The 23,593-nt window shown below is 67.4% G+C and carries 24 protein-coding genes and 1 riboswitch; of the genes, 9 read left to right on the plus strand and 15 right to left on the minus strand.

The annotated features are described in order from the left end of the window. Nucleotides 1–12: 12 nt before the first annotated feature. From FBY31_RS06530 to FBY31_RS06540, 3 genes are read left to right on the plus strand one after another with little or no spacing between them, the layout of a single operon-like run. On the plus strand, nucleotides 13–948 hold the full coding sequence (locus tag FBY31_RS06530) for a substrate-binding periplasmic protein (RefSeq protein ID WP_142038341.1): 936 nt from the start codon (nucleotides 13–15) through the stop codon (nucleotides 946–948). Between the two features lie 16 nt (nucleotides 949–964). Continuing rightward, on the plus strand, nucleotides 965–1,729 hold the full coding sequence (locus tag FBY31_RS06535) for an amino acid ABC transporter permease (protein WP_142038344.1): 765 nt from the start codon (nucleotides 965–967) through the stop codon (nucleotides 1,727–1,729). Next, nucleotides 1,726–2,463: an amino acid ABC transporter ATP-binding protein gene (locus FBY31_RS06540; RefSeq protein WP_142038346.1), complete on the plus strand. Its 738-nt coding sequence runs from the start codon at nucleotides 1,726–1,728 to the stop codon at nucleotides 2,461–2,463. The genes FBY31_RS06535 and FBY31_RS06540 overlap by 4 nt, the downstream gene beginning before the upstream one ends. 100 nt (nucleotides 2,464–2,563) lie before the next feature. On the opposite strand, the gene hemL is transcribed toward FBY31_RS06540, so the two are convergent. The 10 genes from hemL to hemE form a co-directional block, all read right to left on the minus strand. Next, on the minus strand, nucleotides 2,564–3,895 hold the full coding sequence (gene hemL, locus FBY31_RS06545; RefSeq protein WP_142038349.1) for a glutamate-1-semialdehyde 2,1-aminomutase: 1,332 nt from the start codon (nucleotides 3,893–3,895) through the stop codon (nucleotides 2,564–2,566). 13 nt (nucleotides 3,896–3,908) lie between these two features. Continuing rightward, nucleotides 3,909–5,000, minus strand: a complete 1,092-nt coding sequence (locus tag FBY31_RS06550) for an LLM class flavin-dependent oxidoreductase (RefSeq protein ID WP_142038352.1) — start codon at nucleotides 4,998–5,000, stop codon at nucleotides 3,909–3,911. Next, nucleotides 5,000–5,980 carry a porphobilinogen synthase gene (gene hemB, locus FBY31_RS06555; RefSeq protein WP_142038355.1) on the minus strand — a complete coding sequence of 327 codons (981 nt, stop codon included), beginning with the start codon at nucleotides 5,978–5,980 and terminating at the stop codon, nucleotides 5,000–5,002. Before hemB ends, FBY31_RS06550 begins: the two co-directional genes overlap by 1 nt. Before the next feature lie 83 nt (nucleotides 5,981–6,063). Next, nucleotides 6,064–6,939: a uroporphyrinogen-III synthase gene (locus FBY31_RS06560; protein ID WP_142038357.1), complete on the minus strand. Its 876-nt coding sequence runs from the start codon at nucleotides 6,937–6,939 to the stop codon at nucleotides 6,064–6,066. A gap of 60 nt (nucleotides 6,940–6,999) precedes the next feature. After that, entirely contained in the window at nucleotides 7,000–7,998 is a 999-nt protein-coding gene (gene hemC / locus FBY31_RS06565) for a hydroxymethylbilane synthase (protein ID WP_142038360.1), read from the minus strand. Further along, nucleotides 7,995–9,287, minus strand: coding sequence for a ferrochelatase (locus FBY31_RS06570; RefSeq protein ID WP_142038363.1), 1,293 nt, complete (start codon nucleotides 9,285–9,287; stop codon nucleotides 7,995–7,997). Before FBY31_RS06570 ends, hemC begins: the two co-directional genes overlap by 4 nt. Continuing rightward, complete coding sequence (gene hemQ / locus FBY31_RS06575) at nucleotides 9,284–9,985, minus strand: hydrogen peroxide-dependent heme synthase (RefSeq protein WP_142038366.1); 702 nt, start codon at nucleotides 9,983–9,985, stop codon at nucleotides 9,284–9,286. The genes FBY31_RS06570 and hemQ overlap by 4 nt, the downstream gene beginning before the upstream one ends. A gap of 113 nt (nucleotides 9,986–10,098) precedes the next feature. Then, nucleotides 10,099–11,124 (minus strand): hypothetical protein, encoded by a 1,026-nt coding sequence (locus FBY31_RS06580; protein WP_142038368.1) that lies wholly within the window; start codon nucleotides 11,122–11,124, stop codon nucleotides 10,099–10,101. 104 nt (nucleotides 11,125–11,228) lie between these two features. Then, nucleotides 11,229–12,650 carry a protoporphyrinogen oxidase gene (gene hemG, locus FBY31_RS06585; RefSeq protein WP_142038371.1) on the minus strand — a complete coding sequence of 474 codons (1,422 nt, stop codon included), beginning with the start codon at nucleotides 12,648–12,650 and terminating at the stop codon, nucleotides 11,229–11,231. Between the two features lie 3 nt (nucleotides 12,651–12,653). Beyond that, nucleotides 12,654–13,748: a uroporphyrinogen decarboxylase gene (gene hemE, locus FBY31_RS06590; RefSeq protein ID WP_142038374.1), complete on the minus strand. Its 1,095-nt coding sequence runs from the start codon at nucleotides 13,746–13,748 to the stop codon at nucleotides 12,654–12,656. 157 nt (nucleotides 13,749–13,905) lie between these two features. On the opposite strand from hemE, the gene FBY31_RS06595 reads away from it, so the two are divergent. After that, nucleotides 13,906–15,231, plus strand: coding sequence for a glutamyl-tRNA reductase (locus tag FBY31_RS06595; RefSeq protein WP_142038377.1), 1,326 nt, complete (start codon nucleotides 13,906–13,908; stop codon nucleotides 15,229–15,231). Between the two features lie 207 nt (nucleotides 15,232–15,438). Here the strand turns inward: FBY31_RS06595 and moeB are convergent, their stop codons facing one another. Beyond that, nucleotides 15,439–16,638, minus strand: a complete 1,200-nt coding sequence (gene moeB, locus FBY31_RS06600; protein WP_142038379.1) for a molybdopterin-synthase adenylyltransferase MoeB — start codon at nucleotides 16,636–16,638, stop codon at nucleotides 15,439–15,441. An 84-nt stretch (nucleotides 16,639–16,722) separates the two neighbouring features. Here moeB and FBY31_RS06605 point away from each other — a divergent pair, with 84 nt between their 5' ends. From FBY31_RS06605 to FBY31_RS06615, 3 genes are read left to right on the plus strand one after another with little or no spacing between them, the layout of a single operon-like run. Then, the gene (locus tag FBY31_RS06605; RefSeq protein WP_142038383.1) at nucleotides 16,723–17,388 is read left to right on the plus strand and encodes a TetR/AcrR family transcriptional regulator; all 666 of its coding nucleotides are present in this window, start codon (nucleotides 16,723–16,725) and stop codon (nucleotides 17,386–17,388) included. A 51-nt stretch (nucleotides 17,389–17,439) separates the two neighbouring features. Then, nucleotides 17,440–17,664: a DUF3107 domain-containing protein gene (locus FBY31_RS06610; protein WP_142038386.1), complete on the plus strand. Its 225-nt coding sequence runs from the start codon at nucleotides 17,440–17,442 to the stop codon at nucleotides 17,662–17,664. A 41-nt stretch (nucleotides 17,665–17,705) separates the two neighbouring features. After that, nucleotides 17,706–18,008, plus strand: coding sequence for a hypothetical protein (locus tag FBY31_RS06615; protein ID WP_142038389.1), 303 nt, complete (start codon nucleotides 17,706–17,708; stop codon nucleotides 18,006–18,008). 61 nt (nucleotides 18,009–18,069) lie between these two features. On the opposite strand, the gene FBY31_RS06620 is transcribed toward FBY31_RS06615, so the two are convergent. The 4 genes from FBY31_RS06620 to FBY31_RS06635 all read right to left on the minus strand — a co-directional run bounded on the left by FBY31_RS06620 (nucleotide 18,070) and on the right by FBY31_RS06635 (nucleotide 20,889). Continuing rightward, nucleotides 18,070–18,408, minus strand: coding sequence for a 4a-hydroxytetrahydrobiopterin dehydratase (locus FBY31_RS06620; protein WP_142038392.1), 339 nt, complete (start codon nucleotides 18,406–18,408; stop codon nucleotides 18,070–18,072). Between the two features lie 55 nt (nucleotides 18,409–18,463). Continuing rightward, the gene (locus FBY31_RS06625) at nucleotides 18,464–19,273 is read right to left on the minus strand and encodes a thiazole synthase (RefSeq protein WP_142038394.1); all 810 of its coding nucleotides are present in this window, start codon (nucleotides 19,271–19,273) and stop codon (nucleotides 18,464–18,466) included. Between the two features lie 3 nt (nucleotides 19,274–19,276). After that, on the minus strand, nucleotides 19,277–19,513 hold the full coding sequence (thiS, locus tag FBY31_RS06630; RefSeq protein ID WP_142038397.1) for a sulfur carrier protein ThiS: 237 nt from the start codon (nucleotides 19,511–19,513) through the stop codon (nucleotides 19,277–19,279). Then, nucleotides 19,510–20,889 (minus strand): FAD-dependent oxidoreductase, encoded by a 1,380-nt coding sequence (locus FBY31_RS06635; protein WP_142038400.1) that lies wholly within the window; start codon nucleotides 20,887–20,889, stop codon nucleotides 19,510–19,512. Before FBY31_RS06635 ends, thiS begins: the two co-directional genes overlap by 4 nt. Next, nucleotides 20,882–21,000, minus strand: a riboswitch (TPP riboswitch). (Overlaps the previous gene by 8 nt.) A 27-nt stretch (nucleotides 21,001–21,027) precedes the next feature. On the opposite strand from FBY31_RS06635, the gene thiE reads away from it, so the two are divergent. Then, the gene (thiE, locus tag FBY31_RS06640) at nucleotides 21,028–21,765 is read left to right on the plus strand and encodes a thiamine phosphate synthase (RefSeq protein WP_142038403.1); all 738 of its coding nucleotides are present in this window, start codon (nucleotides 21,028–21,030) and stop codon (nucleotides 21,763–21,765) included. Between the two features lie 84 nt (nucleotides 21,766–21,849). Then, nucleotides 21,850–23,361 (plus strand): RNB domain-containing ribonuclease, encoded by a 1,512-nt coding sequence (locus FBY31_RS06645; protein ID WP_142038406.1) that lies wholly within the window; start codon nucleotides 21,850–21,852, stop codon nucleotides 23,359–23,361. Nucleotides 23,362–23,593: the final 232 nt, after the last annotated feature.

A 23,593-nucleotide genomic window follows, 5' to 3' on the forward strand; every position in this document is an offset into this window, starting at 1 on the left:
AGTGACAACCTGATGAAAATCAAAGCGATGAAGTGGCTGACTACCGCTCCCGTGGCAATCGCCCTGGCGGTTTCCCTTGCAGCGTGCGGCTCAGGATCTCCCGAGCCGAGTGGAACGCCCACCGACGCCCTGGCCGGCAGCGACCAGCAGACGCTGGACAAGTACACCACTGCCGACGTCACCCCGATCGACAAGATCGACAAGACCAAGCTCGGGCTGAACACTGAAGGCAAGCTCGAGGTGGGCACCCTCTCGGACGCCCCCCCGAACATCTTCATTGACCCCTCGGGCAAGTTCACCGGCTACGACAACGAACTGCTGCGCGCCATCGCCGGCAAGCTCGGCCTTGAGGTCGAATTCGTTGCCACGGACTTCTCCGCGCTGCTCTCCCAGGTCCAGACCAAGCAGTTCGACGTCGGGTCCTCCTCCATCTCCACCACGGACGCCCGCCGCCAGAACGTCGGATTCACCAACGGCTACGACTTCGGCTTTATGGCCGTTGTCGCCAAGACCGACAGCGGCATTAAGGGCTTTGACGACCTGAAGGGCGATCTCCGCATCGGCGTGGTCCAGGGCACAGTCCAGGATGACTACGTCACCAACACCCTCAAGCTTGAGCCCATCCGCTTCCCGGACTACGCCACCGTCTACGCCAACGTGCGCAACGGCCAGGTTGACGCCTGGGTGGCCCCCTCGCAGCAGGCAACCGGCCAGGTCAAGGAAGGTGACGGCACCGCCATCGTCGAATCCGTCGTCAACACGCAGAACTTCACCGCCTACGCCGTGGCCAAGGACAACCAGCCGCTGATCGACGCGCTGAACTCCGGGCTGGACGCCGTGATCGCAGACGGAACCTGGACCAAGCTGACCAAGGAATGGTACCCGGACCGCGAGATGCCGACCGACTGGAAGCCGGGCAGCAAGGCCGCCACGGTTCCCCAGAGCTGATTGAGCCGGGACGTTCATGGATCTCTTGGACCAGTTGGCTGATACCTTCTTCAACTGGGAGGAAATGGCCAAAGTCATTCCCGCCCTGCTTATGGTGGGCTTGCCCAACACCCTGATATTGGCCGTTGCCTCGGGCATCCTCGGCTCCCTCCTGGGACTGGGGCTGGCAATGATGGGGATCTCGCGCAACGCGGGCGCCCGTTGGGTGGCGCGCATCTACACCGATATTTTCCGCGGCCTCCCGGCCATCCTGGTGATCCTGGTCATCGGCATCGGGCTCAGCCCCATCGCCCGGGAAATCACCGGATCCAGGAACCCGTACCCGCTCGGCATCCTGGCCCTGACGCTGATTGCGGCTGCCTACATCGGTGAGATCTTCCGCTCCGGCATCCAGAGCGTGGAGAAGGGGCAGCTGGAGGCATCGCGGGCGCTGGGATTCAGCTACGGCAGTTCAATGCGCCTCGTTGTGGTGCCGCAGGGCATCCGGCGGGTCCTTCCCGCACTGGTGAACCAGTTCATCTCGCTGTTAAAGGATTCCTCGCTGGTGTTTATGCTCGGCCTCGCTGCCTCCGACCGGGAAATCTTCCGGATCGGCAACGATGCCATGGCCAATACGGGAAACCTCTCACCACTGGTGGCCGCCGGAGTGCTCTACCTGATCCTGACCGTCCCGCTCACCCACTTCGTGAACTTCATCGACCACCGGCTGCGTACCGGCAAGCCGGAAAAGAAGGAACCGGACGAGCTTGCAGCTCCTATCGGCAAGGGGGCACAGGCATGACGGAATTCGCTTCCGGAACCCTGACCGGCAAGAACCTGCACCTCTCGTTCGGCCACAACCATGTTCTCCGCGGCATAGACCTGCACGTGGAGAAGGGCACCACAGCCTCTGTGATCGGCCCGTCCGGCTCCGGTAAGTCAACGCTCCTTCGGGTGATGAACCGGCTGATCGAGCCGGACCAGGGCGACATCCTCCTCGATGGCCGCTCTGTCCTGAAGGACAACCCGGACGAGCTCAGGCAGCGCATCGGGATGGTGTTCCAGCAGTTCAACCTGTTCCCGCACAAAACGGTGGTGGACAACGTGTCCCTGGCACTGCAGAAACTGCGCAAACTGCCCAGGGACCAGGCCCGTGCCGAGGCCCTGGAGCAGCTGGACCTCGTGGGCCTGAAGCACAAGGCGGACGCCCGTCCGGCCAACCTCTCCGGCGGCCAGCAGCAGCGTGTTGCCATCGCCCGTGCACTGGCCATGAAGCCCGAAGTGATGTTCTTTGACGAGGCCACGTCTGCCTTGGACCCGGAGCTGGTCAAGGGCGTCCTGGCGCTGATGACGGACCTTGCAAAGGGCGGCATGACCATGGTGGTGGTGACCCACGAAATGGGCTTCTCCCGCAACGTCTCGGACACCGTGACGTTTATGGACGCCGGCGTGGTGGTGGAATCGGGACCGCCCGAGAAGATCTTCAGCGCCCCGGAAACGGAGCGCCTCAAGGGCTTCCTCTCGGACGTCCTCTAAGTCCTTAAACACAAAAGGAAATCCCCGGCTGCAGCCCGCAGCCGGGGATTTCCTTTTTGTCGCGGAGATGAACAGCCGACGGCGGGACTGGCCGCGGTCTCTAGCCTTGAGCGGCTGCTGCCGCCTTGGCTGCCGCCGGAAGGGCGTCGAAGATACGGTTCATGGCGGCGTCGTCGTGCGCGGCGGACAGGAACCAAGCCTCGAAGACCGACGGCGGCAGGTAGACGCCGGATTCCAGCATGGAGTGGAAGAACGGTGCGTAGCGGAAGGCTTCCTGGCCCTGCGCGTCAGCGTAGTTGTGGACACCGTGTGCCGAGGTTCCGAAGGCCACCGAGAACAGGTTCCCGGCGAACTGGATGGAGTGGTCCACGCCGGACGCGTCCAGGGCGGTGGACACTGCAGAGGAGAGCTCCAGCGAGCGGACGTCGATGAACGAGTACACGTCCCGGGTGGCATGGGTCAGGGTCGCCACGCCGGCAGCCATCGCCACGGGGTTCCCGGACAGTGTGCCGGCCTGGTACACGGGACCGGTGGGGGCGAGGTAATCCATAACGTCGGCACGTCCGCCGAGGGCCGCCGTCGGCATTCCTCCGCCGATGACCTTGCCGAAGGTGAGCAGATCCGGTGTCCACGGCTCTGCGGCGTCCGGCGCACCGCCGGTGAGGCCCCAGTAACCGGAGTAGCCCGTGCGGAAGCCGGTGAGGACCTCGTCCACGATGAGCAGCGCGCCGTGCTCGCGGGTGATCCGGGACAGGCCCAGGTTGAAGCCTTCCTCCGGAGTCACCACGCCCATGTTGGCCGGGGCGGCCTCCGTGATGACCGCCGCGATATTCTGCCCGTGGGTGGCGAAGGCTTCCTTGACGGCCGCCAGGTCGTTGTACGGAAGCACCAGGGTTTCGGCCGTGGTGGCCTCGGTGACGCCTGCGGAGCCGGGAAGGGCGAGCGTCGCCACGCCCGATCCTGCAGACGCCAAAAGGCTGTCCAAGTGCCCGTGGTAGCAGCCGGCGAACTTGATGATGAGGTTGCGGCCGGTGAAACCGCGGGCCAGCCGGACAGCGGTCATGGTGGCTTCGGTGCCCGTGGAGACCATGCGGAGGCGTTCGACGGCCGGCACGCGTTCCTTGACGATTTCCGCCAGGTTGGCTTCGTCCGGGGTGGATGCCCCAAAGGAGAGGCCCCTGTCCACGGCGGCGTGAACGGCCTCCAGCACAGCGGGGTGCGCGTGGCCGAGCAACGCCGGACCCCAGGAGCAGACCAGGTCCACGTATTCCTTGCCGTCGGCGTCCGTCAGGTACGGGCCCTTGGCGGAAACCATAAAGCGCGGCGTTCCGCCCACGGACCCGAAGGCCCGGACCGGGGAGTTGACCCCGCCCGGCATCAGCTGGCGGGCGCGGTCGAAGAGTGCCTCATTGCGAGGATTGCTGGAAGTCATGGTTCCTATTCTCTCAGTTGGCCGGCCGGTCATTTGCGGCCAGCAGTTCCGCCACCCGGGGCGCCACCGCAGTACCCAGCAGCTCGATGGAGCGCATCATGGCCGAGTGCGGCAGCGGGCCATTGCTGTACTTGAAGTCGAAGCGGTCCACGCCGAGGTTCTGCTTAAGCTGGACGATTTTTTGCGCCACCGTTTCCGGCGAGCCGACATAAAGGGCACCCTCCGGGGCGCACAGCGCGTCAAATTCGCCCCGTCCGGCAGGTCCCCAGCCGCGCTCGGCTCCCAGCTTGTTCCGCAGCTTCAGCCAGTGCGGGAAGAGTTCCTCCCGGGCCTGCTCGTCGGTATCAGCCACGTGGCCCGGTGAATGCGTGGCCACCTGCTGCATGGGGTGGCCGTACTTGCCCATGGCTTCCCGGTACAGGTCCAGCAGCGGGCGGAAGCTGCGGGGCTGCCCGCCGATGATCGCGAAAATAACCGGATAACCGTACTGCGCGCAGCGGAGCACTGATTCAGGGGTTCCGCCCACGCCGATCCAGGTGGGCAGCAGGTGGCGTTCCAGGGGCGGGTACACGCTCAGGCCGGCGAGGGCGGGCCGGGTCCGGCCTTCCCAATGCACGGGCTTCTGTGCCCGCACCTTGTCGAACAGCTCGAGCTTCTCTTCGAACAGGACCTCGTAGTCGGCAAGGTCAAGCCCGAACAGCGGGAAGGATTCGATGAAGGAGCCGCGCCCCAGCATCACCTCGGCCCGTCCGTTGGAGAGGGCGTCCACCGTGGAGAAGCGCTGGAACACCCGGATGGGATCGTCAGAGCTCAGCACGGTGACGGCGGACCCAAGGCGGATCCTGGTGGTGCGGGCCGCGGCCGCGGCCAGGAAAACCTCCGGCGCAGATACCGCGTAGTCCTTGCGGTGGTGCTCCCCCACACCAAAGGCGTGAAGTCCGACGGCGTCCGCCAGTTCCGCCTGCTCCAGCAACTGGCGCAGCACCCGTGCATGCGGCTGCGGGCTGCCGTCCGGGTTCTCGCCAACGTCGCCGAAAGTGTTCAAACCCAGCAGGATCCGTTGCGGCCCCACCGGCGCAGTGGGATTCGGCGGCACCTCAGTCATCAGGACTCCTTCAGCCAGCGGGCCAGCTCGGCGGCCCAGTAGGTCAGGACCATATGCGCCCCGGCACGGCGGATGCCCAGCACTGATTCCGTGATGGCGGCGCGGCGGTCAATCCAGCCATTGGCGGCGGCGGCCTCGATCATCGCGTACTCCCCCGATATCTGATAGGCGGCCACCGGGACCGGGCTCATGGCGGCCACATCCGCGACGATGTCCAGGTAGCTCATGGCGGGCTTCACCATCACCACGTCCGCTCCCTCGGCAAGGTCCAGCTCCACCTCCCGGAGGGCTTCCGTCCGGTTGCCGGCGTCCATCTGGTATGTCCGCCGGTCGCCCTTGAGCTGCGAGTCCACGGCTTCACGGAACGGACCGTAGAAGGCCGACGCGTACTTCGCGGCGTAGGCAACCACCGAGGTGTTGGTGTGCCCCGCCTGGTCCAGGGCTGCCCGAATGGCCGCGACCTGGCCGTCCATCATTCCGGAGGGGCCCAGCATGTGGGCACCGGCGTCGGCCTGTGCCACCGCCATCCGTGCATAGATCTCCACAGTGCGGTCGTTGTCCACGTAGCCGTCGGCGTCCAGCACCCCGCAGTGCCCGTGGTCCGTGAACTCATCCAGGCACACGTCGCTCATGATGACCAGGTCATCGCCAACCTCTGCCCGGACATCCCGGATGGCTTTATTCAGGACTCCCTCGGGGTCAAGGGAGGCCGTCCCCTCCGCGTCCCGGACCTGGGGGATGCCGAACAGCATGATGCCGCCGAGGCCCAGCTCAACCGCTTCCGCCGCGGCCCGTTTCAGAGTGTCAGGGGTGTGCTGGACAACGCCGGGCATCGATGTGATCGGGTTGGGCTCAGCCAAACCTTCCCGGATGAAGGCGGGAAGGATCAGCTCGGCCGGTGCCAGCCGGGTTTCAGCGGTCAGCCGTCGCATGGCAGCAGTGGTGCGCAGGCGGCGGGGGCGTTGGCTCGGAAATGTCATGTTCGACGTCCTTCACGTTGTCTCTGGAATGGGTTCGTACCCGCTGGCGCCCGCCCGCAATCCGATGGCGGCGCCACAGCACGTCACCCTGGGGCGAGGGCCGCTTCGACGGCGGCTACCAGCCCTTGGGGCGTTGGCTCTGCGGCGATTGCTGCAACGGCGAGGCCCAGGGCTGCGGCCTGTTCCGCCGTCGACCGCCCAATCGCCACCAGCCGGCAGCCGTGCAGCGGCGAGAGCGCATCGATCCGCCTCACAGCACTGGGCGAAGCGGCCACCACCACGTGGATCAGTCCGGCGGCGATTTCCGCGGCGGCTGCTTCCGGCGCCAGCAGGGAGTACGACGGCGCGTGGCCGGGTCCCCCGTCCGCCGCCGGGATGGCAAGCCTGCGCTCCGGTGCCGCCGGGTAGTCCACGGTCCGGTACGCGGTGACCGCTGTGACGAGGCAACCTGCCGCCGTCAGCCCTTCAGCGAGGCGCGGCGGCGCAATGTCTGCCTGCAGCAGCAGGACTTTCCCGGCGCCGGCGGGCCACACCTCAAGGAGGCCCGCGGCTGACTGTTCGGCCTTGGGCGTCACGGCCACCGGCAGGCTAGCGGTTTCCAGGAGCTTCCGGGAGGCTGGCCCGACAGCCGCGATCCGCGTGCGGGCGGGGATCCACTGCCGCAGGTTGAGGCCGCGATCGGTTGCCTTGGCGAGGAGCACATGGACTGTGGTGGCGCTGGTGATGACCAGCCAGTCGTAGGCCCCGGCGCCGAGCGCGTCGCAGGCCACGTCCAGTGAGTGCTCGTCGGCGGCGCGTTCGAAGTCGATCAGCGGCAGGAGCAGGGCCTGCGCCCCCGCTTCCGTAAGGGCGCCCACGAGAGGCAGCGAACGTTCCGGGCTCCGGGTAATCAGGACCCGGACCCCATCCAATGGCCCGGTGCCACGCTCATTGCCGCTGGCGGCAGCGCTTGCCGGCATGCTCAACCATCCCCTGGGAGGGGATTCAGGACAGGGCGGGAAAGCAGTCCCATGGCCGGATCAGGAAGCCTGCAGGTCTGCGATGTCGGCGGCACCTGCGGCCAGGAGGACCTCGGCAAGTTCGATGCCCAACAGGGTGGCGCCCACTTCCGTCAAGCCGTCGGTTGCCCGCTTGTCCCTGACCGAAGCGGTGCCGTCCACAGCGCACACCACGGCTTCGAGGTGGAGCATGCTGCCCTTGCGGTAGGCGTACGCGCCCACCGGCGCGGCGCAGCCGGCCTCGAGGCGGGCCAGCAGGGCCCGCTCGGCGGTAACAGCGAGCCGGGTGTCCGGATCGTCCAGCGCGGTGAGTGCCTGGGCCAGGACTTTCCTGGAGCCTTCTGTTGTGCCCGGCCGCGGCGGAGCATCCGCGGTGCGGCACTCAATGGCGAGCGAGCCCTGGCCGGCGGCGGGAAGCATCACGTCCGTTTCGAGGAACTCGCTGACGGCGTCCAGCCGCCCGATGCGTTCCAGTCCGGCCGCTGCCAGGACCACGGCATCGAGGTCGCATGACTTCCCGGCAACAACCTCGTGCGTGGCGTTGCCCGGCAGTCCCGGTACCCTGCCCAGCCTGGTGTCCACGTTCCCGCGGATGTCCACGATCTCCAGGTCCGGCCTTGCGGTGCGGAGCTGGGCGGCGCGGCGTGGGGAACCGGTCCCTACCGTGGCGCCGGACGGGAGGTCGGCGAGCTTCAGCCCGTCGCGGGCGCACAGTACATCGCGGACGTCCACCCGCCTCGGGGTGGCAGCCAGGCTGAGCCCTACTGCGGCGCCGGTGGGCAGGTCCTTGAGCGAGTGGACTGCGACGTCACACTCGCTGCGCAGCAGCGCATCGCGCAGGGCGGCGACGAAGACGCCCGTGCCGCCCATCTGCGACAAGGAACCGGTAAGGACGTCGCCGTCGGTCCTGATGTGCACGAGCTCCACGGGGAAGCCTCCGACGGCGGCGAGCTGGTCCGCCGTCTGCTGTGTCTGGGTGAGCGCGAGCTTGCTGGCGCGGGTTCCGATGCGGACCGTCACTGCTGCGCCGCTCCCCCGGCAGTATTGGAAGCGGCAGCGCCGGACCGGCCGGCAGCTGCTTCGCCCGGGTAGGGATCGTGGCCCGTGCCCACCGTGGTGTCCGCCCCGGCAATCGTGGGCTTTTCACCGCGGAAGTTCGCGCAGCACCCCGGCCGGCAAACGTCGTACCAGGGACCCAGGGCGGTCACGGCGGGACGGTCGCTGATGTTGTTGGCCACGGTCCGCTCGGAAATCAGGTCCACGAGGCCGTTGACGAACTTTCGGTGCGTGCCGGGGGTGGGCACCCGGGTGGCGGCAAGTCCGAGGTTGGCGCAGGTTTCCAGGGCTTCAGTGTCCAGGTCCCAGACCACTTCCATGTGGTCGCTGACGAACCCGAGCGGCACAATAACAATGCCCTTCACGCCCTGGCCGGCCAGTTCCTCGATGGCGTCGTTGATGTCCGGCTCCAGCCACGGCACGTGCGGGGCACCGGAGCGGGACTGGTAGACCAAAGACCAGGGAGCGGTAAGGCCGGATTCCTCCTCGACGCGCTGCATCACGGCGGCAGCGGTGGCGAGGTGCTGGGCCACGTATGCGGAACCCTCTTCGAACTCGCGGGGTTCGCCCTCTGAGCGGCCTGCCGCTTCGGCGTCCCGGGTGGGGATCGAGTGCGTGGCGAACAGGATCTGGACCGGCGCGTCCGGGGCGCCGGCGGCGGAGAGCTGCTCGCGGACGGTGGCCAGGCCGGCGGCGGTGCCTTCGATAAAGGGTTCCACGAAGCCGGGGTGGTCGAAGTACTGGCGCACCTTGTCCACCTCAAGCCGGCCGTCCAAACCGGTCTCCGTCAGGGCCATGCCGATGTCCTCGCGGTACTGGCGGCAGCTGGAGTAACAGGAGTAGGCACTGGTGGTAACCATCAGGAGGCGGCGGTGCCCGGCGTCGTAAGCGTCTTGCAGGGTCTGCGGGATGTACGGCGCCCAGTTACGGTTGCCCCACAGCACGGGAAGGTCGATGCCCCGGGCGGACAACCCGGCCTCGAGGGCTGCCTTGAGCTCACGGTTCTGCTGGTTGATGGGGCTGATGCCGCCGTTGGCCCGGTAGTGGTGTGACACTTCCTCGAGCCGCTCGTCCGGGATGCCGCGGCCGCGGGTGACGTTGCGGAGGAACGGGATGACGTCCTCCTGGCCCTCGGGCCCGCCGAAGGAGGCCAGCAGCACGGCGTCGTAGTTCTTCGGCGCCATCCGCCCCGCCTCGGTGACGGGGTTAACGGCGGTCACGTCGGCCGGGTCCCGGGCTTCAAACGGGCTCATGCCAGCACCTCGGCGACCTCTGCGGCGGAAATACGGCGGCCGGTGTAGAACGGGATTTCCTCGCGGACGTGGTTGCGTGCCTCGGTGGCGCGCAAGTGGCGCATGAGGTCCACCAGGTCCACCAGATCGGGTGCCTCCAGGCCCAGGATCCATTCCCAGTCCCCCAGGGCGAAGGAGGAAACGGTGTTGGAGATGACCTGCGGGAAGTCACGGCCCAGCAGCCCGTGGTCGCGGAGCATCTTGCCGCGCTCGGCCTCGGGCAGGATGTACCACTCGTAGGAGCGGACAAACGGGTAGACGCAGAGCCACTCGGCCGGTGCCACGCCCCGGGAGTAGGCAGGAGTGTGGTTCTTGGCGAACTCCGCCTCGCGGTGCACACCCATGGCCGACCAGACAATCTCGGTTCCGGCGAAGAGCGTGCTGCGGCGGATGTCCCGGATTGCCTGCTGCAGGGCTTCAGGTTTCGGCCCGTGGAGCCACACCATCACGTCAGCGTCTGCCCGCATGGCTGAAACGTCGTAGCTGCCGCGGTGTGTCACGCCGGCCTGCGCAAGCCGCTCCAGCAGGGCCTCGAAATCAGCGGCGGCACCAGCGCTGCGGATGAGGGTTTCAGAACGCTTGAAGACCGTCCAAAGCGTGAAAAACTGCTCAGCTGATTCTTCGGTTTTAGTGACAGATTCGGCAGAAGTGTGGCTCATGGTTACAAGTTTGCCCCTTCGTACCCGCCAAGTCGAAACCAGCAAGTTCTACAGAGCGTAGAAGTGCTTAAAGTCACACGCGCGTCCGCTTTGCGGGAGCCCGGAGGCCGGTCCTAGGGATTCCGCAAGCGGAAAAAGACCAGTCCCGCAGCCCCTGCTACTCCCACCAGCCCCGAGCCCAGCCATACCAGGGCGCTCTTCGGCTCCGGCTGCGCATTCAGCTTGACGCTGCTGGCTTGCGCGCCTCGGCTGTAGGAAGGGCTCCACCCCTGGTCGGCCTGCGGCATGAAATAAAGCGGCATGGAGGCCGCCTGTCCGTGCGCTGCTGCCGCACTGGATGCTGCCGCTGCGCTTGTTTCGGTTCCGGATTGGCCTGCGGCGATGCCCGGACCGTCCGCGGCCGTGGATCCTGCGGGGCCGGATTGCGGGGCTGTGGCGCCGGCCGGACCCGCCGGCGCTTCCTGCACGCCTGGGGGTTGCATGCCGGGGGCAGCGGCGGCCGGAGTTCCTGCAGCAGGGATTCCCGCCGCGGATGATGCCGGGGCGGAAGCCCGGGCCGGGGCGGAGCCGGCAGCAACCGGAGACGTTTCGGACGGTGCCGGGGCGGAGCCCGCAGGAGCGGACGTGGCTGGGCGGGTTGCCGTCGGAGTGCTGGAAGTCGGAGTGCTGGAAGTCGGAGCGCCTGCCGTCGGAACAGGTGATGGCGTGGCCGTGGTTGCCGGCGCCGGCGTGGAGCCGGGAGACAGGGTGGCGGCAATGGCCGGCAGAAGGGCTGAAGGGACTACGGAAGCAGAGACGGAGGCGGAAGCAGTGGGAGCGGGGCTGGCGCCTGCCCGACCGTTTCTGCCGGCGTTGGTGTTCTTGCCGGCGTTCTTGCCGGTGTTCTTGCCGGGCGAATCCTCGCGCGACTGGTCAGACTGGCGCTCCAGCTGAGCCACTACCGGGAGGGAGGCGGTGTCAACGGCCGGGGCCGCCGGGTCGCCGGGGTCTGCCGTTCCTTCCTTGGCTTGGGACGCCGGGACGCCTGTGGATAGAACCAGTACCGCTCCGATTGCCGCGGCTGCAGCGCCACGCCGGATTCCCCCATGGATACCAGTCCGGGACATTGAAAGCTCGGACTTGTTTTGAAGCATAGTCATCGACACTAACTATTTTGCGAGGCGAATTGAAAGCCGGTGAAGTCTGGAGTGGCAGCCTGAAAAGGCCGGCTCAGCTGCATCACCGCGTTGACCAGCAACGACGTTCAGCCAGCCAGCTTCCGGATCTGCTCCTTTGTGTCCGATACCACTGCGGCGAGCCCGTTGCCGGCCACCCAGCCGCCCACCAGAGCCAGGCCCCCGGCCGCGTTGCAGGCTTCCCGGATTGCGGTCACCCGTGCACGGTGCCCGACCGCGGCAAACGGCAAGGATCCGGGCCACCGGACAACGTCCCAGTCCACAACGTCCTGCCGGCTGATGCCAGCGCCCAGCAGTGCAGAGGCATCAATCAGCGAGGCGGCCAGGAGATCGTCGTCAGTATCTGGGCCGGCAGGCTGGCTGCCGGCACCATCAACGCGTCCGTAGGAGAGCCGGAGGACATGGCGTCCTGGACCTGCGGCTTCCGCGAGCCAGTCCCACTTGCCCGTTGCGTGGGTCAGGGCCTTCGCCCGGATGCCGGGGGTTTGCGGCGCCACGAGGATGCCTGTGCCGCGCGGGCGGCTGTCCAGGGCGGGCTTGTCCAGAACCAGGGTGACAAGCTGCACGTCCGGCCCGGAGCCCGGCTTCTTGCCCGCGATCGCGGGCACGGCTGCCTCCAGCAGCCCGACGGCGGCCGGGCCATCCACTGCAACTACCAGCAGGCCGGCGTCGTACGTTTCTCCGGCGGCGCCAACCCGCCATCCCTCGGCGATACGGGCCACCGACGACGCAGGCGTGCCGGACAGGAGCGTGACGCCCCGGGCGCGAAGCTCGCTGACCAGTGCGCCCACCAGTGTGTGCATGCCGCCTTCCAGGCCGGCGACGGCGGAGCCGGCCTTGGCGGGTCCGGCGCCGTTTCGCCGTTGGGCGGCTACGGCGGCGGCCAGTGAGCCGTGCTTGCGGAGTCCTGCGCGGAGTCCCGGCGCCACCATGTCGACGTCGAGAAGCGCGGGGTCAGCTGAGTGGACGCCTCCTACTACCGGCTCCACCAGCCGCCCGAGGACCCGCCCGCCCATCCTGGCCTTGACCAGCGCGGCTACGCTGACAACGTCCGCGGCCGCGCCTACGGATGCCGGAAGGATCCTGTCCAGCGATGCCCGCAGGGAGCCAAGCAGGCCCAGGGAGCGGCGCACTTCGGGGTCCCAGGGGTTGGCCGGGATCCCCAGGACACCGGTTTTGGGAAGTTCGCGCGGGCCCTCCGGGAGCTGCACCCAGGCGCCGCCTGGCCGGGGCTGGACGATCCTGCCCGAAAGGCCCAGTTCGCGGGCAAGGGCGGCGACGGCGTCGGAGCGGGTGGCGAAGGATTCGGCACCGCTGTCCAGGGTGAGGCCGGCCACCACGTGGCTGCCTACGCAGCCGCCCCATTCCGTGCCCGCTTCCAGGACGGTGACCCGGTGTCCGGCAGCGGCAAGTTCCCGGGCGGACAGGAGTCCCGAGATCCCCCCGCCCAGCACCAGGGCGGATACTGTTCCGGCCGGGTTGGTGTCCACGTTTTACTCCGGAGCGATGGAGTGGATGAGCTCTACAACCCGGGTCAGGACGGCAGGGTCGGTTTCCGGAGGGACGCCGTGCCCGAGGTTAAGGACGTGGCCCGGTGCCGCTGCGCCGGCTTTGATGACTTCGCGGACGTGGGCCTCGAGGATCTTCCACGGGGCCGACAGCAGGGCGGGGTCGATGTTGCCCTGGAGCGGAACGGAGCCGCCCAGCCGGCGGTTGGCTTCATCCAGCGGAAGGCGGTAGTCAACACCCACCACGTCAACGCCCACATCACGCATGGCCACCAGGAGCTCGGAGGTACCGGTGCCGAAGTGGATAAGCGGCGCGCCCAGGTGCCGCACGTGGTCAAGGGCGCGGGCGGATGCCGGCGCCACATACCTGGTGTAGTCGGCCAGGCCCAGGGAACCTGCCCACGAGTCGAAGAGCTGCCCTGCCGAGGCGCCGGCCTCCAGCTGGGCCTGCAGGAACATCCCGGACGCATCGGCGGCCCAGCGGGCCAGCGCGCTCCAGGTTTCGGGGTCGGCATGCATCATGGTCCGCGGGCCGAGGTGGTCGCGGGACGGCTTGCCTTCCACCATGTAGGCCGCCAGGGTGAAGGGGGCGCCGGCGAAGCCGATCAGGGGTGTTGCGCCGAGTTCGGCGACCGTGAGGCGCACAGCCTCGCGAATGGGTTCCAGGGCTTCCCAGGTCAGCTGCGGCAGGGCGGCAACGTCGGCCGCCCTCCGCACGGGCTTGTCCAGGACCGGTCCCACGCCCGGGACGATGTCCACGCCCACCCCCGCCAGCTTCAGGGGAATAACGATGTCCGAAAAGAAGATGCCGGCATCCACGTCATGCCGGCGGACGGGCTGGAGCGTGATCTCCGAGGCGAGTTCCGGCCGGAGGCAGGAGTCCAGCATGGCGATGCCCTCGCGGACCTTGAGGTACTCGGGAAGCGAGCGCCCGGCCTGCCGCATGAACCAGACGGGGCGCCGCGACGGCTTTCCACCCCGGTAGGCCGTAATCAGTGGCGAGTCTGTGGTGCGGCCGTCCACCAGGGGATGGTCTGCAGCGAGGGCACCGGCAGCGGACATGGCAGGGCTGGAAGTCATGCCTTCGATTGTGCCCAAAAACAGCAGTAAAAGATAACGGCAGGCTGCCACGGCAGGGCCCCGTCCCCTGCCGTGGCAGGAATCACAGGGCCAACTGGCACCTCCCGCGCCGGACAGTTGTTCTACCGAGGAACGAAAAAGCTATGATTGACCTGTTGTGGTTCTTTTCTCATTGGTGGCGTCACACGCCGATATCGATCTTGAGACCGTTGCTCATTTGAGCAACGGTGCCTCCGGGATCGCCACATCCGCCCTCTCGGAGTCGCCGGCAGTGACGGGTGCGGTTGTCCTTGCCACCTGCAACCGGTACGAAATCTACGGCGAAGCCTCCCACCCGGACGATGTCGAGGCTGCCCGGGCCGCCCTGGTTGCCCGGATCAGCGAAGCCAGCGGACTGGGTGAGCCCCTCGTCTCCCGCTCCTTCAGCACCCGCACCGGCCCGGAAGTCACCCAGCACCTGTTCGCCGTCAGCGCCGGACTGGACTCGGCCGTCGTCGGCGAACGCGAAATCGCAGGCCAGGTACGCCGCGCGCTCATCACAGCGCAGCACGAGGGCACCGCCAGCTCGGGACTCGTCCGGTTGTTCCAGGCCGCATCCAAAACGGCCAAGGACGTGGGCGCCCAGACCGCCCTCGGCTCCAGGGGCCTGTCCATCGTTTCTGTCGCCCTCGATCTGGCAACTGATCTTTCCGAGAATCCTGACTGGTCCACCAAGAAAGTGGTGGTCTTCGGGACCGGCGCCTACGCCGGCGCCACCATGGCGCTGCTGCGCGAACGCGGCTGCACCGATATCTCCGTCTTCTCCTCCTCCGGCCGCGCCGAAGGCTTCGTGGCCACCCGCGGCGGCACCGCCCTGGACGCGGACTCGCTCCGCCCGGCGGTGGCTGCCGCGGACGTGATGATCGGCTGCAGCGGTTCGGACACCCGCGTTGAGGCCGACGAACTGGCGACGGTCCGCGCGGATTCGCCCCAGCCGCTGATCGCCATCGACCTGGCCCTCACCCATGATTTTGACCCCGGCGTCGGGGAGTTGGACGGCGTAGAGCTGCTGACCCTGGAGTCCGTGCGCCTCGCTGCACCGCAGGAACAAGCTGAATCCCTGGTCCAGGCAAGCGGCATCGTCAGCGGCGCTGCCAAGGCTTTCGAACAGGAGCGGGAGGCCCGGTCGGTGGACTCGGCGATTGTTGCCCTGCGGCGGCACACGATGAACGTGCTGGACGTGGAGATGGAAAAAGTCCGTGCCCGTCACGGCTGCACCGCTGCTGCGGAAGAAGTCGAGTTCGCACTCCGCCGCATGGTCAAGCAACTGCTGCACGTCCCCACGGTCCGTGCCCGCGAACTGGCGGCGAACGGCCAGCAGGACGAGTACGTGGCTGCCCTCGAGGCCCTCTACGGCATCACCGTGGAGCAGCCGGCGGCGCCTGCGGTCCCCCAGGCGGAGTGCCCTGTGGACCACAGCGACAGCCGCCGCGAAACGGCCTGACCGCCCACCGCCCCACCGCCCGGCAACGCTCTCTCACTTACTGCACCCTTTTAGGCGACGCTCTCTCACCTAATGCGCCTTTTCCACTGGCGCTCTCTCACTTGCTTAAGGAAAGTGAGAGAGCGTCCTTCAAAAATGTGCGTCAAGTGAGAGAGCGTCAATCAAAAGCACGCGTCAAGTGAGAGAGCGTCGCAGTGGGCCAACCGGTCAGTAGACGGGCTTGTGGGGTTCCACCTCGCGCACCCAGGCGAGGATCCCGCCGTCGAGGTGGCTGACCCGCTGGTAGCCTGCCTGCTGCGCCGCGGCCAGCACGTTCGCCGAACGGGTCCCGCCCTTGCAGAGGAACACAATGTCCCTGTCCTGCGGGAGTTCATTCCATGCCTCGCCGGCAAGGATCCGTCCCTGCGGGATCAGCTTTGCCCCGTCGATCCGGACGATGTCGTATTCACCGGATTCCCGGACATCCACCAGCTCAAAGTCTTTCAGCCCCGCCTTCCGGGAGGCGAGCATGGTGGCCAGCTGGGTTGCCGTGACGGTGTGTTCGGTGTCCGAAGGTGCCGCCGGGGTGATGCCGCAGAAGGCCTCGTAGTCCGTCAGCTCCCTTATGGGCGCCGCCGCGGGGTCCTTCGAAACGCGGATCTCGCGCCAGGTTCCGCCCAGGGCGTCAAACAGTGCCACGCGGCCCAGCAGTGAGCGCCCGACGCCGGTGATCAGCTTGACGGCCTCCGTCACCATCAGCGACCCCACGGCGGCGCAGAGCATGCCGAACACGCCGCCCTCACCGCATGAGGGCACCGAGCCGGCGGGCGGCGCCTCAGGGTAGAGGTCGCGGTAGGTGGGACCGTGCTTTTCCCAGAAGACACTGACCTGGCCGTCGAACCGGAAGATGGAACCCCAGACGTAGGGCTTGCCCAGGATGGCTGCGGCGTCGTTCACCAGGTAGCGGGTGGCGAAGTTGTCCGCGCCGTCCAGGATCAGGTCGTAGCCGGCGAACAGCTCCAGGGCGTTGGCAGCATCGAGCCGGACGTTATGCAGCCGGACGTCCACCAGGGGGTTGAGGGCGGCGATGGCGTCCCGTGCCGACTCGATCTTCGGCCGGCCCACATCCGCCACGCCGTGGATGACCTGGCGCTGCAGGTTGCTCAGGTCAACGGCGTCGTCGTCGATGATGCCCAGCGTTCCCACGCCCGCGGCAGCGAGGTAAAGCAGCGCCGGCGACCCCAGCCCGCCGGCGCCGATGACCAGCACCTTCGCGTTCTTGAGCCTCCGCTGCCCCAGCGCGCCGATCTCGGGAATGATGAGATGCCGCGAGTAGCGTTCCACCTCTGCGGGAGTGAGCTCACCTGCCGGTTCAACCAGCGGAGCCAGTGAAACTGTTGAAACATTTGCGGTGGATGTCGAAGCCATACTTCAATGTATGCCCCGGGATACCGCCGGGTCATATTACCCCGAAGTAGAGTGGGGGTAACTGCAAGGGAAAGAAGGACAACTGTGGTCCATGAAGCACGGGCCGGCCGCCCGTCCGCAGGCGAACCGCAAGCCGCCTCGCGCCCCGCCGGGCAACGGTCCGCCCGGCTTCCCAGGGACGAGAGACGCGCACAACTCCTTTCCGCAGCGCAGGAAGTTTTTGTGGCCAACGGCTACCACGGCGCGGCCATGGATGAGATCGCCGAGACTGCCCACGTCAGCAAGCCCGTCCTGTACCAGCACTTTCCTTCGAAGCGGGAGCTGTACCTGGCCCTGCTCGAAAGCCATCTGGCATCCCTGACCGACCTCATGCTCGGGGCACTGAACTCCACCACGGACAACGACGAACGGGTGCAGGCCGTCATGCGGGCCTATTTCCAGTTCATTGCCAGCGATGACCAGGCCCACCGGCTGGTTTTCGAGTCGGACCTCATCAATGATCCCGATGTCAGCTCACGGCTGGAAACCTTCAACCGTACATTTGCCGATGCCATTGCCCGCGTCATCGCAGAGGACACCAAACTTCCGCACCTGGAGGCCGAGCTGCTGGGGCGCGGACTTGCCGGCATGGCCCAGGTCAGCGCCCGATACTGGCTCGAAACGGACGGCAACCTGGACCTCGATGTGGCGAGTGACCTCATCTACCGTTTAGCTTGGCGCGGAATCTCTCGCTTCCCCAAAGAGTCCTAGACTACAAATAAGATATAACCCGAGAAACGTGAACTGGCTGGGAGGCCCCCTGTGGAAATTAAGATCGGCGTGCAGAACGTTGCCCGCGAAATTGTGCTGGAGTCAAACGATGACGCAGACTCAGTGGCCAAGGTCGTCCAGGAAGCCATCAGCAACGGCGGCGACCTGCGCCTGAAGGATGACAAGGGACGCCTCATCATTGTTCCCGGCAAGGCACTGGCGTACGTGGAAATCGGTGCCGAAGAAGTCCGCCGCGTAGGTTTCGGCCAGTTCTAGCCCCCGACCTTCCACTAAGGCGAGCATTTCAGAGGAGGGCCATGCTTTCGTTGACCATCGTGGTGCTGGTGACCGCCGCCGCAGGTTTCATCGTCTGGGCCAACGACAAACGCCACACCAAATACGGTGTTGGCGTGCCGGCCGGAGTTGCCGTGGCTGTGGGAGCGTTGAGCTGGATCATCCTGATGGCCGCAGGTTTCGGGTACCTTCCCGGGCTGACCTGGATGCCGTGGATCCTGCCCATGGTGCTCGGATCAGCAGCGGCGGTGGCGGCAGTCGTCTACCTGGGCCGCACCCGTGCCAAACGGGATCTGGAACGGCTCACGGCGGCGCTGAAGCTCTAGCCGGAAGAACACCATCAGGCACATCCCGTGGCCACTGCCCCAGGGCGGTGGCCACGGGCGTTTAAGCACCGGCGGGGTGCTTGGCCGGCTCTGCGACGGCATGGACCGCGGCGGCGGCTTCGCTCACTGCCTCAGCCGCCCCGACGTCGCGGGCGGTCACCTCTCCCCCGGCGTCATGCGATGTGTAGCGGAGGAATACCCTGTTGTACCGCCAGTCGAGGTCCGGGTGGTGGTTTTGTTCCTCGGCGAGGCGCCCGACGGCGGCAATCAGCTCAAGTGCGGCAGCGGACGTCGGCATTTTGTACACCGTCACGAGGGCGCCCTCGTGATGGCGCCAGTGCGGCAGGACGGCCAGGGCGTCCTCGAGCCGTTCGGGGGAAAGAACGTCTGTGGCGGCCATGGCTGCTCCTCTTCGGTCGTACGCTGGCTGGACTGCCGCCGGTGCTCCGGACGGGCTACAGGAATTCTGCCCGGCCTTCCATGGCCGACGACGCCAGTGCATGTTCGCGGCGCGGTATCCTGCCGGCCGCTTTCGCCAGCCTACCGGCGATCACCGCGTGTTTGAAGGCCTCCCCCATCACCGCAGGATTCTGCGCCCGGGTCACCGCCGTTGCCAGCAGTACTGCGTCGCAGCCCAATTCCATGGCCAGGGCCGCGTCCGAGGCAGTTCCGATTCCCGCGTCCAGGACAACCGGGACCGAGGCCCGGGACACAATCAGCTCGATGTTGTGCGGGTTCAGGATGCCAAGCCCGGTGCCGATGGGCGCCCCGAGCGGCATCACGGCCGTGGCCCCGAGGTTCTCGAGCCGGAGGGCCAGGACAGGATCATCGTTGGTGTACGCGAACACCTTGAAGCCCCTGTTGACGAGCTGTTCGGTGGCGTCCACCAGTTCGACGGCGTCCGGCAGGAGGGTCTGTTCGTCGGCGATGACTTCCAGCTTCACCCAGTCCGTTTCCAGCGCCTCACGTGCCAGTTCAGCCGTCAGCACGGCGTCCCGGGCCGTGAAGCAGCCGGCCGTGTTGGGCAGCACCCGGATGCCGTGGTCCACGAGCAGCTGGAACAGCGAGCCTGTCTCCGCCGGAGAGTAGCGGCGCATGGCCACCGTGGTCAGGCAGGTACCGGAGGCAAGGAGCGCTGCGCCCAGGCCGTCCAGGCTGGGCGCGCCGCCGGTGCCCATAATGAGCCGGGAATCCAGTTCCACGCCGTGAATGACCAGCGGATCCTGCAGCACGGAGGGGGCTGCGGTGGTGATGGTTTCGCTCATGGGTCAGCCTCCCTGCACTGCCGTGACGAGTTCAACCTCGTCGCCGTCCGCGAGCGCAGTGGCGAACCACTGGCTGCGCGGCACTACCTGGGCGTTGTGTGCCACGGCCACGCCGAGTTTCTGCCCGTCCGTGGCCTGGCCGTCCGGACCAAGGGGGCGGCCGGTGACCTGGCTGACGAGCAGGGTGATGGAAGCACCGTCCGGCACCGGGTGCCGGGTTCCGTTCAAGGTGATATTCATACTGTTTCCTTTGTGGGCGGTTGGTGGCTAAGGCCGCCGCTGGCGGCGCGGGTAGCTGAGGCACTGGCAGTTGCGGCGCCGGAAAAGCGGGCAGGGCTGAAAGGCGCCCAGCGGGCGTCCTCGCGGCCGTCCATGAGGTCCCTGCAGATGGCGGCTGCGGCCGGGGTCAGGAGGACCCCGTGGCGGAAGAACCCGGTGGCGATGATAAGGCCCGGAACGTGTCCGCCGGCCTGGCCCGCGCCGCCTCGAACGGGTATCCGGCCCAGCAGCGGTGCGTTGTCCGGCGTTCCGGGACGGGCCCGGACGGTGCACTCCAGCAGTTCAAGTTCGGCGACGGCGGGAACCAGCACCTGCGCGTCGCGGAGGAGCTGGTAGACGCCGCCGGCGGAAACTGCACCGGTTGCGGAGGGCGCGTCCTCGCGCTGGGTTGCCCCGATGACCACCGTGCCGTCCCGGCGGGGAACGATATACACCGGCACGCCATGCACCAGGCCCCGGACGGTGGACACCACCAGCGGCCGCAGATGCGGGGGCACTGCGAGCCGCAGGATCTCCCCGAAGACGGGCCGCAACGGAAGATGCAGGCCTGCCGGGAGGGACCCCAGTTCTGCCGCGTGCAGCCCGTTCGCCACTACCGTTTCGCCGGCCAGCACGGTTCCCCCGCCGACCAACTGCACGCCGGCAACGGCGCCGTCCTGCCACAGCAGCGCAGCCGCTTTGTCCGGCACCGAGTAACCGTCGACGGCGCCGGCTGCTGCTGCGCCATCCTGTCTGGTTCCGCTGCGGGCAGCTTCGTCCCTGGTTCCGTTCACGCCGTGGCCGGCGAGCGCGCGCCGCAGGCAGTCCACCAGCAGCCGCGGGTCCACCTGGTGGTCAGCCGGGGTGTCCAGCGCGCAGGCGATGGCCGGGCTAAGCAGGGGCTCCCGTTTGCGGGCTTCGCGGACAGTGAGCGGTTCCACGGCGAGTCCGTTGGCCTGCTGCACCGCGCGCAGGTCCATCAGGGCACGGCGGTCGGCGGCGTCGGCACCCACGGCAAGGGTCGGCGTCGTGATGTATCCCGGATCAGCCCCTGACGCTTCGCGGAGGCCGGCCACGAAGGCGGGCCAGCGGGCCGACGCGTCCAGCATCAGCTCGAGGAGGTCCTCTTCCTGGTAGTGCAGCTCGCTGACCGGGGCCAGCATCCCGGCGGCCGCCCAGCTGGCCCCGGAACCCGGAGCGTCATCGATGACCACTACGGAACGTCCCGAGCGTTGCGCCTCCCAGGCAATGCCATGGCCGATCACTCCGCCGCCGATGACGGCGACATCGGCACGGATGGTGCCGACGGGCGGCGCGGATAGCGGTTCCATTGCGCCCGGGTTCGATGGTGCGCCCATGTGTCTCCTTCCCTACGCCGGTATTAGCCGGATCAGGTCAAGCGGTCGGCTCTGACGCCCTCTCAGCCCGGCGCTTTGTGACAGCTGCCGCGGGCTCCCGCAGTACGAGGCAAGTGTAGAGGAACTAGGCTTGCCCCCATGAATGTGTCCCACACTCCAGCCGCCGCCACCGATGTCCTGAGCACCACCAAGATCAGCAACGGTCTGAGCACAGCGCGCCTGTACCTCTGCACGGACGCCCGGAAGGACCGCGGCGATTTCGAACAGTTCGTGGATGCGGCGTTTGCCGGCGGCGTGGACATCATCCAGCTCCGGGACAAAACCATCGAGGCCGCCGAGGAGTTGGAACTGCTGGCCGTCCTGAAGGAAACGGCGGAGCGGCACGGCCGGCTGTGGGCCGTCAACGACCGGGCCGACATCGCAGTGCTGTCCGGGGCCCCGGTATTCCACGTCGGCCAGAAGGACCTCCCCCTGGCCGCCGCGCGGACCCTGCTCAACGGCAACGCGGCCATCGGCCTGTCAAGCCACACTCCCGGGCAAGTGGACGCGGCCCTCGCGGCGGCCGCCGGGCCGGCGGGGCTGGACTACTTCTGCGTGGGCCCGGTGTGGGCAACGCCCACCAAACCGGGGCGGGCCGCCGTGGGGCTTGAGCTGGTGAAGTACGCCGCCGGGGCTGCGCGTGCCTCAGGGCAGGAAGGACAGTCCGACGGCGGTGTCCCCTGGTTTGCGATCGGCGGCATCGGCCACGGCAACGTGGAGCAGGTAGTGGAAGCAGGCGCCCGCCGGATCGTGGTGGTCCGGGCCATCACCGAAGCCGAGGACCCCGCAGCCGCCGCCGCTTCGCTCCTTGCCGCCTTGGATGCACCCGGTTCCTGACCCTCGTTACGCGGCGCATTACCCTTTGCCGCTCACCGCCCGGGTGCCTGCATTATCGCCGGAATTCGAGCTAGGCTGATTTTCGTGTCACACCATCGGCTGGCTCCCAACGTCCACGAGCACAAGAACGCGCTAGAGGCGGCGCTCGGTGCTCTGCGGGCCGAGCTGGAGCTGCCGGCGGCCTACCCCGATGATGCCGTGGCCGACGCCAAAGCAGCCGTGGAATCCCTGCAGCTCCCCGCCTACGACCTGACTGCCGTCGAGTTCGTCACCATCGATCCCGCGTCCTCCACCGACCTGGACCAGGCACTGTTCATAGAGCCCGACGCCGACGGGTACCACGTGCTCTACGCCATCGCGGACGTGCCCGCATTCGTGACCCCCGGCGGGCCTTTGGATGCGGAAACACGCCGCCGCGGGCAGACGTTCTACGCCCCCGACGGGCGGATCCCGCTGCATCCGGAAATCATCAGCGAACAGGCCGGCAGCCTCCTTCCTGGCCAGGACTGCTCTGCGTTCGTCTGGGATTTCCACCTCGACAACGCCGCCGAGGTCAGGTCCGCTGCCGTCAGGCGGGCGCGTATCCGCAGCCGGGCCAAGCTCAGCTACAAAGGCGCCCAGGCGCAACTCGACGACGGCACGGCCCCGCCGGTGCTGCGGCTCCTTAGAGAGGTGGGGCTCAAGCGTGTGGAGCTGGAGCGGGCCCGCGGCGGCGCCAGCCTGAACATGCCCGACCAGGAGATCGTCCAGCTGCCGGACGGCGGCTACCGGATTGACGCTGCTCCCCAGCTTCCCGTGGAGGACTGGAACGCGCAGATCTCGTTGATGACCGGAATGGCGGCCGCCCGGCTCATGCTCACGGGGAAGGTCGGCATCCTGCGCACCATGCCGTCCCCGGATGAGCGCTCCCTGAACCATTTCCGGCTGCAGACTGAAGCCCTGGGCAAGCCCTGGGACGGCGAAGTCAGTTACGGGGAATACCTGCGCAGCCTGGACCCAACGGATCCCCGCCAGCTGGCCATCATGCACTCCGCCGGCATGCTGTTCCGCGGCGCCGCCTACACGGCCTTTGACGGATCAGTGCCGGAAGACGGCGTCCAGTCCGCCATCGGCGCCGCCTACGCGCATACCACTGCGCCGTTGCGCCGCCTGGTGGACCGCTTTGTCCTGGTCATCTGCGAGGCCTTGAGCAACGGCGGGAAGGTGCCGGGCTGGGCACGGGAAGCCCTGCCAACTTTGCCGGAGATCATGGCGGGATCGGACCAGTTGGCGTCACGGATGGAGCGGATGGCCCTGGACACGGTGGAGGCTGCGCTGCTGGTCAACCACGTGGGCCAGGAGTTCGAAGCGATCGTTATTTCTGGGTCGAAGCCGCAAAACGGCAAAAACGGGAACGGCAACGGGAAGAACGGGAACGGCAAGAACGGGAACGGCAACGGGAACGGCGGTTCGGGGATCATCCAGATCCCGGACCCCGCCGTGACGGCCCGCTGCGCCGGTGAGCTGGAGCCCGGAACCAAGGTCCGGGTGCGCCTGGTCTCTTCGGATATCGCAACACGCGAAGTCCATTTCGAGCTGGTGCCATCTGCCCCCTGAAGGGCCGGAAGGCGCCGGAAGCCGGTATTTCGGCTCCCTGCGGCTAGACTGAAGAAGTAGAAATGGATGCCCGGTCGTTGATTTCCTTGATTTGAAACCAACAAGCCCGCCCCTACGCGATCTTGAGATTTACCCGCTGGTCCCCAGTGCCAGCATTTAGATAGCCCGCGATCGGCTTCCACTGGAATTGCGTGCGCGCCCGAGCGTGCTCCGGAACCGCCTTGCGGCAGGC

The organism is Arthrobacter sp. SLBN-100 (genome assembly GCF_006715305.1).
In the GTDB taxonomy this organism is placed as follows: Bacteria; Actinomycetota; Actinomycetes; order Actinomycetales; family Micrococcaceae; genus Arthrobacter.